The sequence below is a fragment of the Vibrio sp. MED222 genome, assembly GCF_000153005.1.
Lineage (GTDB): Bacteria > Pseudomonadota > Gammaproteobacteria > Enterobacterales > Vibrionaceae > Vibrio > Vibrio tasmaniensis_A.
The window spans coordinates 11,861-24,694 of sequence record NZ_CH902609.1 but is presented as its reverse complement, the minus strand read 5'-3'; the positions used below and the strand labels follow the sequence as shown (position 1 = coordinate 24,694).

Sequence of the window (12,834 nt, the reverse complement as noted above, 5' to 3'; positions counted from 1 at the left end):
GGATTTTTTGTATCTAATGACACAGCACAATGTGCGAAAGCGCACACCAACAAGCTCGCTGTTTATCGATAAATAGCGAACTGTTGAAATATTAAGTGCTTTTTTTTATCAAGTAGGCAGTGTTTAAACCTAGTGTGAAAGCCTGTATTGGGTTTTATTTGATGCTTTGAGCTAATAGTTGGTTTTTTGGCACAGTTGCCGAATAACAGGCGTTAGACCAGATGATAATAAAGCGTTAAAGTTGTTTCGTATTACTGTTTGTTGTTATCACAACAGACAGCCATAGCCGAAAAAGTGGAAGTATTTCGAATTAGGCTACGAATAAGCCCTAGACTATGAAAAACCAGCCCAACATGTTCACCAAATGTGATTGGAAACTGGTGAGGAGAGCAATATGACAACAAAACCTGAAACAGCCATGTCATCCGGCGCTGAAATGTTATCCGGCGCTGAGATGGTGGTGCAGTCTCTAATTGAAGAGGGTGTAGAACAAATCTTTGGTTATCCAGGTGGTTCTGTACTTGATATCTACGATGCGCTGCATGCTAAAACTGCTGAAATTAAACACGTATTAGTACGACACGAACAAGCCGCTACCCACATGGCAGATGGCTATACTCGTTCTACCGGTAAGCCGGGTGTAGTACTTGTGTGTTCTGGTCCAGGTGCGACCAATACCGTTACTGGTATTGCAACAGCCTACATGGACTCAATCCCAATGATTGTTATTTCTGGTAACGTACCAAATAACCTTATTGGTAACGACGCCTTCCAAGAGTGTGACATCGTTGGTGTATCACGCCCGATCGTTAAACACAGCTTCCTCGTTAAGAAAGCGGAAGATATCCCTGAAGTCGTTAAAAAAGCATTCTATATTTCAACGACAGGACGTCCAGGTCCTGTGGTTATTGATCTGCCAAAAGACATTTTAAACCCACAAATTAAGCTTCCTTATGAATACCCAGAAACGATCAAAATGCGTTCATATAACCCAACGGTTACGGGTCATAAAGGTCAGATCAAAAAGGCGCTAAAAGCCCTTCTTGAAGCGAAGAAACCGGTACTTTATGTCGGTGGTGGTGCGGTTATTTCTGAGGCAGATAAGCCGCTGTTAAAATTAGCAGAGGCACTGAATTTACCCGTGGTAAGTACCCTAATGGGGCTTGGCGCTTTCCCTGGTACTCATAAGAACTCTTTGGGTATGTTGGGCATGCATGGTTTGTATGAAGCCAATATGGCGATGCACAATGCGGACTTGATCTTTGGTATTGGCGTACGTTTCGATGATCGAACGACCAATAACCTAGATAAATACTGTCCTGATGCGAAGATCATGCACATTGATATCGATCCATCTTCTATCTCTAAGAACGTTAAAGTGGATCTTCCGATTGTAGGTTCAGCGGAAAAAGTACTAGAAAGCATGGTTAACCTGCTTATTGAGCAAGGTGGAACTAACGATGCAGAAGCGATGGAAAGCTGGTGGAGTGAAATTAAACAGTGGCAAGAACGTGACTGCTTAGCGTATGACAAAACGTCGGGTCGAATTAAGCCACAACAAGTTATTGAAACACTGCATAAAGTAACCAATGGCGATGCCTATGTTGCTTCGGATGTAGGTCAACACCAAATGTTTGCTGCTTTGTACTACCCGTTTGACAAGCCGCGCCGTTGGATTAACTCTGGTGGTCTAGGCACGATGGGCTTTGGCTTACCTGCTGGTATGGGCGTTAAGTTTGCGAAACCTGATGAAGAAGTTGTGATTGTTACTGGTGACGGCAGTATTCAAATGAATATCCAAGAGCTGTCGACTGCGCTGCAATACAATATTCCCGTTAAGATTATTAATCTTAACAACCGTTTCTTAGGCATGGTAAAACAGTGGCAAGACATTGTTTATCAAGGTCGTTACTCTAATTCATATATGGACTCTGTTCCTGATTTTGCTGCTATCGCTGAGGCTTATGGCCACGTTGGCATGCGTATTTCATCTCCGGATGAATTGGAATCAGGTTTGGAAAAAGCACTGGCGATGAAAGACCGTTTGGTATTTGTCGATATTAGTGTGGATGACACCGAGCACGTATACCCAATGCAGATCAAAGGCGAGGGTATGGATAACATGTGGCTAAGCAAAACGGAGAGAACATAATATGAGACACATCCTTTCACTATTAATGGAAAACCAACCAGGTGCACTATCTCGTGTGGTTGGCTTGTTTTCTCAGCGTGGCTACAACATCGAGTCTTTGAATGTATCCCCTACGGATGATCCAACGCTTTCTCGTCTGAATGTCACCACTAACTCAAGCGAAATGCAGCTTGAGCAGATCCAAAAACAGCTACACAAGTTAATCGACGTACTTAAGGTACAAGAAGTGTCTGAGCTTGAGCATATCGAGCGTGAACTTCTGATGGTAAAAGTACGCGCTAGCGGCTTTGCTCGCGCTGAAGTGAAACGCACAGCGGATATATTCCGTGGTCAAATCGTTGATGTGACGGCTTCGCAATATACGGTTCAAATGGCCGGCACTAGCGAGAAGCTGGATGCTTTCATTCAGGCATTGTCTGAAGTAACGGAAGTACTTGAAGTGGCTCGAAGTGGGGTTGTTGGCATCGCACGTGGTGAACGAGCGTTGAAAGCCTAACGAAGAAAGATTTAAAGCTGCTTTTAAGCTAAAACTGAGCATTTAATCGTTTGAAAAAAATAGCGATTTTACTGATACGAACGGCCCTTAATTTGGGTCGTTTTGCTTTCTGGAAGTAAGCATCGTTTGTCCATACTTTCTTATTGCCATTCATTTCTTTGTAGCTCTCCATTAGGGCGCTATTGCGCTGTTTATAGAGTGCCCTGTTATTTACTGTGCTTGATCCCCCCAGTGCCGTGCATCCATATTTATTGGGAATCTCATTTTTGAGAGACTTAAATCACAAAGTTTATATGATTAGACTAAAGTCTAATGCTCGCGGTGATTTGAGCTAAACTGAACAATAATCAAATAGTCTTGCTTCATGTCATCTTATGATAAAAGATGCGATTAATAGAGTGTTTGCTAGATGTAAAAGGATGGCACCGTTAACTTAATTCAACTGGTTAGCTAACCCTATCAAAGTCTTGAAAGGCATTAGTTGAATTAGGTTCGCTGAAGCAAGGGTTTAGGGATCATACAGTCTGATTGAAAGAGGCGTGGTATGTTTGTCGATTTTTTAGTGAGGTTAACCATAGGTACATTAGCCGTTCTTGGCTTTCAACTGAGTGCATTGTATTTTTTACCTATGGTTGTGCTACTCAATACTCATCACAAAGAGTTTTTTGGGTGGTAGTTCAGTCGTAATACTGGAAATAAAAAACGGAGCTATTAGGCTCAGTTTTTATGTGGTTAGAATCTATCTTGACATTATGCGGCTTCGATAACTTCTTCAATTCGCTTCATTGAACTTAACAGGTGTTGATCCAATAGTTCTGTCGCTTGATCGACATTTTTAGCAAGTACCAGCTTCATGATCATTTCATGCTCATCAATATTGAACAGATCATCAGATGCGCTTTTCGCTGACATCGCTAGGAAGCGGTAGCGTTTTACTTGATTGATAAGATCATCAAAGAACTTAAACATGTTCTCTGAGTCTGCGCCTTCAAGTAACGCTGCATGGAACTGCTGGTGACGTTCTTCCCACTCAACACAATCAAACTCTTCTGAGACATATTGTATGCGTGATAGCTTGTGGTAGGAGGTTAATACTTCCAGTTCCCAGCTTTCATCGCCTGCTGAAATTGCCTTTTTAAGCAGAACAGAAGAGACAACACGAAGGCTTTCATATAGGTCATTGAGTTCTTTTTTTGATACCGGTGATACCCAGCAGCCTTTTTGTGGCTCTAGCTTTACGTATTTACTCCAAGATAGCTGCACTAAGGCTTCGCGAATTGGAGATGCGCCGACGTTGTATCGTGCTTTGAGATCAGCTACAACGAGTTTTTTACCTGGGGTTAATTCACCATTGAGAATATCTTGGCGAATCATCTTTGATACTTTGTCAGTAAGCGTAGGACTAGACATTACAAACCTCATGTATATTTGATTTCTAGTCTGCTAATCCGTTTCTTAGGAAGAGTTTATTGGAGTTTAACAGTACGTAGTTCTAATGTGATTGATAATACAGCGTACTGAAAAGTTAGGCAAGATTTTGTTTCATAAAAAAAGAGGGCCGAAGCCCTCTTTTATATTTTATGCGAATCGGTTCATTCTTATAGAACGTGAACAGATGCTGTGTTTGTAGTACCAGAAGCGACTAGAGCACCAGAAACCATAACTACGATGTCGCCTTTGTTACCTAGGCCAGATTGTAGAGCGATTTCTTTACCGTTGATGTAGAACGCGTCTGTGTTCTCGATAGAGTCAACAAGAACTGGCTTAACACCTTTAGTAAGAACTAGCTGTGCAGCTGTCTTTTCGTTAGTTGTTAGAGCAAGGATGTTTGCAGTTGGGAAGTACTTACGTACTGAACGTGCAGACTTACCGCCTTCAGTTGCAACAACGATTAGAGGAGCAGCTAGCTTCTCTGCTGTGTCTACAGCGCCTTTACATACTGCTTCAGTGATGCGTAGACGTGGGCTGTCTAGACGAGAACCTAGCTCAGCTTTAAGAGCTGAATCAGTACGGTTCGCGATTTGAGCCATGATAGTAACAGCTTCAACTGGGTACTTACCTTTAGCAGTTTCACCAGAAAGCATTACTGCATCAGTACCATCCATGATTGCGTTCGCAACGTCACCCGCTTCTGCACGAGTTGGACGTGGGTTGCTGATCATCGAGTCAAGCATTTGAGTTGCAGTGATAACCATCTTACGTGCGCGGTTACACTTCTCGATCATCATCTTCTGAGCGAAGATTACTTCTTCAGCTGGGATTTCAACACCTAGGTCACCACGAGCAACCATGATGCCGTCAGAAGCTTCAAGGATTGAATCGAAGTTATCTACACCTTCTTGGTTTTCAATCTTAGAAATGATGTGGATGTTCTCGCCGCCATTAGCGTTTAGAAGCTCACGGATTTCTTTAACGTCGTCTTCTTTACGAATGAAAGAAGCAGCTACGAAATCAACGCCTTGCTCACAACCAAACTTAAGGTCAGCTTTGTCTTTCTCAGAAAGAGCTGGAAGTTGAACAGAAACGCCAGGAAGGTTAACACCTTTGTTTTCGCCTAGAGCACCGTTGTTAAGAACTTTACACTTAACTTCAGTTTCTGTTGTTGCGATAACTTCCATTTCGATTAGGCCATCATCAACAAGGATAGTGTTACCTGCTGTTAGGTCCTTAGCGAAACCTAGGTAAGTTACTGCTACTACGTCTTTGTTACCAACAACTGTTGCGTCAGTTGTGAAAGTGAACTCTTGACCAGCTACTAGATCTACGTCGTTACCATCTTCAAGTTTGATAGTACGGATTTCTGGACCTTTAGTATCTAGAAGGATCGCAAGTTGCTCACCATTATTTTCCATTACTTTACGGAAGTTCGCGATACGAGTGCCGTGCTCTGCGAAATCACCGTGAGAGAAGTTAAGACGCATAACGTTCATGCCAGCATCTACTAGTTCAGTTAGCTTCTCTACAGATTCAGTTTTAGGGCCAATCGTACATACGATTTTGGTCTTTTTCATGGAAGGTACTCTCCGGTAAGTATTGTTACAATTTGAAATTTATTTAAGTTCTGAAGATTGGTCCGCTACATCAACATTTTGTGCCTGTTGTGTAAAAGCGCGGGACTTCCAATATGTCCTTCAGAGTTGTAAGTCTTTCATCAATTTTAGTCATTTTATGACCAAAAGATTTTGATTCAATATCGGTTTTCTGTGACTTACCCCACTATATAGGAGGTAAGTTGCAAAAAAATAACAGTCAGTTTTGTAATTTTTTTTCTTTTCGGGTGCGGATTCTACCACCTAATGAGTTCAATATCACTGCTTAACAATTGTCTTAGGACAAGGTTTTATCGCTATTTATTAATTTTTTGGATCAAAATAAATGGACTAAATAGTTTCGTTGTAACTATAATATGTTTCACATCGAAACTTAATGGCCTTTTTTAAATGTCGAAACGAAACACCCAGCTCAGAAGACATGCAATTTCTAACCTAGTGAATGAAAAAGGGGAGGTTAGTGTTGATGAATTATCCGCTAAGTTCGAAACCTCAGAGGTCACGATTAGAAAGGACTTGGCGTCTTTAGAGAAAAACGGTCAGCTTTTGCGCCGTTATGGTGGTGCGATTTCATTACCGAAAGAGGTTGTGAACGAAGAGCTGGGTCCACAAGTTTCGACTCGAAAGATTTCATTAGCGAAAGCCGCGGCAGATTTAATTCGCGACCATAATCGCATTGTGATCGATAGCGGTAGCACGACAGGGGCGCTAATTCAGCAGCTCAATAGCAAGCGTGGTTTGGTTGTGATGACCAACTCGTTGCACGTTGCTAATGCACTTAATGAGTTGGAAAGCGAACCAACACTGCTAATGACCGGTGGCACTTGGGATACCCATTCGGATTCTTTCCAAGGCAAAGTCGCAGAGTCAGTACTTCGTGCTTACGATTTTGATCAACTATTTATTGGGGCTGATGGTATCGACCTTGATAGAGGCACGACCACGTTCAATGAATTGGTTGGTCTAAGTAAAGTAATGGCTGAAGTGTCACGAGAAGTGATCGTGATGGTTGAGTCGGAAAAGGTGGGGCGAAAGATCCCCAATTTAGAGTTGGCTTGGAACCACATCGACATTTTGATTACCGATACAGATTTGAGCAAAGAATCTCAAGCAAGTATCGAATCACATGATGTTCGTGTGATCTTGACTGATCCAGCGTAAAAACAAATTTAAATATTATGCATTTACCTTCCTATAATTAATCTTAATAAAGATATGGCCTTTGCTTGCTGCCAATAGGAATAAAACAAAATTGATGGAGTGAAACTATGTGTGGAATTGTTGGTGCAGTAGCACAGCGTGATGTAGCCGAAATTTTAGTAGAAGGCCTTCGCCGCCTAGAATACCGAGGCTACGATTCAGCGGGTGTCGCTGTAGTTGATAGCGAATCTAACCTAACTCGTGTACGCCGCCTTGGTAAAGTACAAGAGCTAGCAGACGCAGTCGATCAACAACATGTTATTGGCGGTACTGGTATAGCTCATACACGTTGGGCGACACACGGTGAGCCTTCTGAAGCAAACGCACACCCACACATGTCTGGTGATATTGCTGTTGTACACAATGGTATTATCGAAAACCACGAAGCACTGCGTGCTCTTCTTCAAGAGCGTGGTTATGTGTTTACTTCACAAACGGATACTGAAGTTATCGCTCATCTTGTTGAGTGGGAACTTCGCACGTCAGCTTCTTTGGTTGAAGCTCTGCAAAAAACAGCAAAACAATTAGACGGTGCATACGGCACGGTGGCGGTTGATCGTAAAGATCCTAGCCGTATCGTTGTTGCTCGTTCTGGTAGCCCAATCGTTATCGGTTTTGGTGTGGGCGAGAACTTCCTTGCTTCTGACCAACTAGCGCTATTAAGCGTAACTCGTCGCTTCATGTACTTAGAAGAGGGTGATGTTGCTGAGGTGACTCGTCGTGATGTAACAGTATTTGATGTAGCGGGCGAGCGTGTAGGGCGTGAAATCGTTGAATCAAACGCAGAACACGATGCAGGTGATAAAGGTCAATACCGTCACTTCATGCAGAAAGAGATCTTTGAGCAGCCAACAGCGCTGATCAACACAATGGAAGGTCGTATCTCTGACACTTCTGTAATCACTAATGCAATCGGTGTTAAAGCGGAAGAGATCCTAAGCAAGGTAGAACACGTGCAGATCATCGCATGTGGTACGTCTTACAACTCAGGCATGGCAGCTCGTTACTGGTTTGAGTCTCTAGCAGGCGTAAGCTGTGACGTAGAGATTGCCTCTGAATTCCGTTACCGTGATTTCGTTGTTCGCCCGAACAGCCTATTGGTGACTCTGTCTCAGTCTGGTGAAACGGCGGATACGCTTGCTGCACTTCGTCTTGCAAAAGAAAAAGGTTACATGTCGGCAATGACTATCTGTAACGTTGCGGGTTCTTCGCTAGTTCGTGAATCTGATTTTGCCTTCATGACTCGCGCAGGAACTGAGATCGGCGTTGCTTCAACTAAAGCCTTCACGACACAGCTAGCGGCTATGCTGATGATGGTAACGTCAATTGGTCGTCTACAAGGTCGCATCAATGAAGAGAAAGAAGCTGAGATCGTTCAAGCACTGCATCAACTGCCTGCTGATATTGAAAAAGCATTAGCGTTTGATAAAGAGATCGAAGAGCTAGCACCTGATTTTGCAGATAAGCACCACACACTATTCTTGGGTCGTGGTGAGTTCTACCCAATCGCGATGGAAGCGTCTCTTAAACTGAAAGAGATCTCTTACATCCACGCAGAAGCATACGCGGCTGGTGAGCTTAAGCACGGTCCTTTGGCTCTTATCGATGCAGATATGCCAGTCGTCGTTATTGCACCAAGCAACGACTTGCTAGAGAAACTGAAATCAAACGTTGAAGAAGTACGTGCTCGTGGCGGTCTACTTTACGTATTCGCAGATGAAGATGCAGGCTTTGAAAGCGATGAGAACATGAAGATCATCAAGATGCCTCACGTAAGTGAAGTAACAGCACCTATCTACTACACAGTACCGATGCAGTTGTTGTCTTACCACGTAGCGCTAATCAAAGGTACTGACGTTGACCAACCTCGTAACCTTGCGAAAGCGGTTACTGTTGAGTAATCGTTAGCTTATCTAAGAAAATTAGATAATAAGAAGCCCATCCTGTGATGGGCTTTTTTGTGTCTGCTAGTTAACGATTCGTGTTAGAGCTAGCTGTAGCGTCATTAAGCATTAAGCATTAAGCATTAAGCGCTAAGTGCTTGCTCTAGGTCAGCCAAGATATCGTCAATGTGCTCGATACCTACTGAGAGACGAATCATCTCTGGTGACACACCTGCTTGCTTTTGTTCCGCTTCGCTTAATTGACGGTGTGTTGTAGAAGCAGGGTGACAAGCGAGAGATTTTGCATCGCCAATGTTCACCAAGCGCTTGAATATTTGTAGCGCATCATAGAAACGAACACCGGCTTCATAACCATCTTTCAAGCCAAAAGATAAAATGGCAGACGGCTTACCTTGCATGTATTTCTCAGCCAGCGGATAGAACTCAGACGTTGGTAAACCAGCGTAGCTCACCCAACTCACTTTCTCATGTTGCTGAAGGTACTCTGCTACTTTTAGTGCGTTCTCTGTGTGTCGCTCCATGCGTAACGACAACGTTTCTAGACCTTGCATTAGCATGAAGGCATTCATAGGCGACAGTGCAGCGCCTGTATTACGTAGTGGAACCGTTCGAGCACGACCAATAAACGCGGCTTCACCAAAAGCCTCGGTGTACACCACACCGTGGTAAGAAGGTTCTGGCTGATTAAATACTGGGAAGCGATCTTTGTGCTCTGCCCATGGGAATTTGCCTGAGTCGACAATCACGCCACCCAATGTTGTTCCGTGACCACCAACGTATTTGGTGAGTGAGTGCACCACAATATCAGCACCAAAATCGATAGGTTTACACAACACAGGTGTCGCCACCGTGTTATCGACAATCACAGGTACACCTTGTGCGTGAGCAAGCTCAGCAACTCGTTCTAAGTCGATAATATTACCAGCGGGGTTACCGATACTTTCGCAGTAAACCGCTTTGGTTTTTTCATCAATCAGTGCCGCTAAGCTTTCAGGTTTGTCGTCTTTGGCAAAGCGAACTTCTATCCCTTGGTTTGGCAGCATGTGAGCAAATAGAGTGTAAGTACCGCCGTAAAGCTGAGGCGTTGAAACGATGTTGTCACCGATTTGTGCCAACGTTTGAATGGCGTAGTTGATCGCCGCGCTGCCCGCACTCACACTAAGCCTGCAATACCACCCTCTAAGGCTGCCATGCGTTTTTCCAACACATCATTGGTTGGGTTCATTATGCGAGTGTAGATATTACCGGGTACCGCAAGATTAAACAGGTCTGCACCGTGTTGTGCGTCATCGAATTCGTAAGCAACGGTTTGGTAAATAGGGGTCGCAACTGATTTGGTTGTTGGATCAGTTTCGTAGCCGAAGTGAATCGAGAGCGTTTCGTCTTTCATGAGTCTTCCCTGAACTATTGAATGATTTGTGTACTCTCATATTGCCGATTTTTTATAAAAGAAAAGTATATTTAGTCACAGAGAGGGAATTGGAATTGCGTGTGGGACAATTCGTTATTTGTAGGAAATACAGCGGTGAGTTGTACAGCTTCAGAAAAGCAAAAAGCCAGAGCAGTGTGAACTGTTCTGGCTTTTCTAATTTGGTGGCCCCTCCCAGATTTGAACTGGGGACCGAACGATTATGAGTCGTGCGCTCTAACCACTGAGCTAAGGGGCCGTAGGGCATAGATTATAGGGGAAGCATTCATTGGTGTCTAGACACTATGAGGGGCAATTCCGCTTACATCTTAGCCACTTAAATCATATAGGCACAAAAAAGGTGAGCCAACGCTCACCTTTTTTATTTTATGCTTAAAAACTAACCACACTAAAGTGTGTAATTACTCGTCTAGGAAGCTACGCAGAGTTTCTGAGCGGCTTGGGTGACGAAGTTTACGCAGTGCTTTTGCTTCGATCTGACGGATACGTTCACGAGTAACGTCGAACTGCTTACCCACTTCTTCTAGAGTGTGGTCAGTGTTCATGTCGATACCGAAACGCATACGCAGTACTTTCGCTTCACGAGGCGTTAGGCCTGCAAGAACGTCTTTAGTTGCGCCGCGCAGGCTTGTTGCCGTTGCAGAGTCTAAAGGCAGTTCTAGCGTTGTATCCTCGATGAAATCACCTAGGTGCGAATCTTCGTCGTCACCGATTGGTGTCTCCATTGAGATAGGCTCTTTAGCGATTTTCAGTACTTTACGGATCTTGTCTTCAGGCATTTGCATGCGCTCAGCCAACTCTTCCGGAAGTGGTTCACGACCCATCTCTTGTAGCATTTGACGAGAGATACGGTTTAGTTTGTTGATCGTTTCGATCATGTGAACCGGAATACGGATAGTACGAGCTTGGTCGGCAATCGAACGAGTGATTGCTTGACGGATCCACCACGTAGCGTAAGTAGAGAACTTGTAACCACGACGGTATTCAAACTTATCTACTGCTTTCATCAGACCTATGTTACCTTCTTGGATTAGATCCAGGAATTGTAGACCACGGTTTGTGTACTTCTTAGCAATCGAGATTACTAGACGTAAGTTCGCTTCAACCATCTCTTTCTTAGCACGACGAGCTTTCGCTTCACCGATAGACATACGACGGCTGATATCTTTAATGCTTTGAACAGTAAGAGACGTTTCACGTTCGATTATATCCAGCTTTTGGATAGAACGACGGATGTCGTGTTCGTTACGTTTGATCTTTTCAGCGTATGGTTTGTCTGAAGCAAGAACTTCGTCCAACCATGCTTCGCTAGATTCATTACCAGTAAATAGAGCAATGAAAGATTTCTTCGGCATTTTGCCGTACTCAACCGTTTGACGCATGATTAGGCGTTCTTGAGTACGTACGCGATCCATTGAAGTACGCAGTTCGTTTACTAGGTAATCGAACTGTTTTGGCGTTAGACGGAACTCTTTGAATACGTCTTGCATCATTGTCGTTGCAAGTGTGGCTTTCGGACTTTCATGGCCGTATTCATTGATTGCGAGTTGACGGTTTTGGTAGCTAGTGCGAAGTGCTGTGAACTTCTCAAGAGCAAGCTCAGGATCAATACCTGTATCTTCCTCTTCTTCTTCCTCGTCGTCTTCTGCTTCTTCTTTGTCTTCGTCTTCTAGATCAGTTTTAGCAAGTTCTGAACCGATGTGAGTCGCCGTTGGCGCAGCTGTGCCATCGTCGTCTGGGTCAACAAAGCCATTGATTAGATCTGTTAAACGAATCTCTTCAGCGAGTACGCGGTCAAACTGTTCCAAGATGTATGGAATAGTGCCTGGGTACTCAGCTACAGATAATTGAACAGTATTGATACCATCTTCAATACGCTTCGCAATGTCGATTTCGCCTTCACGAGTCAGTAGTTCAACTGTACCCATTTCACGCATGTACATACGAACTGGGTCAGTTGTACGGCCAATCTCGCTTTCTACGCTTGACAGCGCAGCAGCAGCAGCTTCAGCTGCATCTTCATCTATATTGGCATCGTCATCATTAAGTGCTAGATCATCAGCGTCAGGTGCAGTTTCTACTACCTTGATACCCATGTCATTGATCATTTGAATGATGTCTTCTACCTGTTCAGAATCCACGATTTCTGCAGGTAGGTGGTCGTTTACTTCGGCGTAGGTCAGATAGCCTTGTTCCTTGCCTTTAATAACAAGTAATTTTAGCTGTGACTGCGGATTTTGATCCATAGATGATATCCAACTTCAGGTCTGGTGAAGGACGTTGCATTCTCAAATGCAAACCAATTATGTTAACAAATTTATTAAATGCTGACTAATCAAACAGGGTTACGCTTTTAGATCTAGCATTAAAGCTAGTAGCTCCCTTTTTTCTTCGGCTGATAAACCGACACTTCTTGCTTTGGCCTGCAGGTTTTCAATTTGTTTTTCAACGCACTGGGCAAGGATATTGTCCAATGAGTCTAAAAATATGTCTTCTTGATTGTCTTCGTCGAGGGGGATTTCCCAGCTCGCGAGACGAGACAGAAGCGCCTCATGTTTATTGTGTCGCCAATGCTCTAATAATTGGCCTGTGTTGATATGGGG

The 12,834-nt window shown here is 43.7% G+C and carries 7 protein-coding genes, 1 tRNA gene and 2 pseudogenes; 4 read left to right on the top strand and 6 right to left on the bottom strand.

All coding sequences use genetic code 11. The features are described from left to right. Nucleotides 1-394 precede the first annotated feature (394 nt). Complete coding sequence (locus tag MED222_RS06900) at nt 395-2,152, top strand: acetolactate synthase 3 large subunit (protein ID WP_009847808.1); 1,758 nt, start codon at nt 395-397, stop codon at nt 2,150-2,152. 1 nt (nt 2,153) lies between these two features. Beyond that, complete coding sequence (gene ilvN, locus MED222_RS06905) at nt 2,154-2,648, top strand: acetolactate synthase small subunit (RefSeq protein ID WP_004735875.1); 495 nt, start codon at nt 2,154-2,156, stop codon at nt 2,646-2,648. Nucleotides 2,649-3,398: 750 nt separating this feature from the next. Here ilvN and MED222_RS06920 read toward each other — a convergent pair. Beyond that, nucleotides 3,399-4,070, bottom strand: a complete 672-nt coding sequence (locus MED222_RS06920) for a GntR family transcriptional regulator (RefSeq protein ID WP_012603177.1) — start codon at nt 4,068-4,070, stop codon at nt 3,399-3,401. 176 nt (nt 4,071-4,246) lie between these two features. Next, nucleotides 4,247-5,659, bottom strand: a complete 1,413-nt coding sequence (gene pykF / locus MED222_RS06925) for a pyruvate kinase PykF (protein ID WP_009847804.1) — start codon at nt 5,657-5,659, stop codon at nt 4,247-4,249. A 429-nt stretch (nt 5,660-6,088) separates the two neighbouring features. Here pykF and MED222_RS06930 point away from each other — a divergent pair, with 429 nt between their 5' ends. Both MED222_RS06930 and glmS read left to right on the top strand, forming a co-directional pair. Beyond that, a complete protein-coding gene (locus MED222_RS06930) occupies nt 6,089-6,859 on the top strand; it encodes a DeoR/GlpR family DNA-binding transcription regulator (RefSeq protein ID WP_009847803.1) in 771 nt (256 codons plus the stop codon). 107 nt (nt 6,860-6,966) lie between these two features. Beyond that, entirely contained in the window at nt 6,967-8,799 is a 1,833-nt protein-coding gene (gene glmS / locus MED222_RS06935) for a glutamine--fructose-6-phosphate transaminase (isomerizing) (RefSeq protein ID WP_009847802.1), read from the top strand. A gap of 125 nt (nt 8,800-8,924) precedes the next feature. Here the strand turns inward: glmS and MED222_RS06940 are convergent. From MED222_RS06940 to dnaG, 4 genes and pseudogenes are all read right to left on the bottom strand, one after another. Then, nucleotides 8,925-10,192 (bottom strand): annotated as a pseudogene (locus MED222_RS06940) (O-acetylhomoserine aminocarboxypropyltransferase/cysteine synthase family protein). 201 nt (nt 10,193-10,393) lie between these two features. Beyond that, nucleotides 10,394-10,469: transfer RNA gene (locus MED222_RS06945), tRNA-Ile, on the bottom strand. A gap of 163 nt (nt 10,470-10,632) precedes the next feature. Beyond that, complete coding sequence (gene rpoD, locus MED222_RS06950; protein ID WP_009847799.1) at nt 10,633-12,477, bottom strand: RNA polymerase sigma factor RpoD; 1,845 nt, start codon at nt 12,475-12,477, stop codon at nt 10,633-10,635. Between the two features lie 99 nt (nt 12,478-12,576). Beyond that, nucleotides 12,577-12,834: pseudogene (gene dnaG, locus MED222_RS06955) on the bottom strand (DNA primase); the annotation flags it as partial.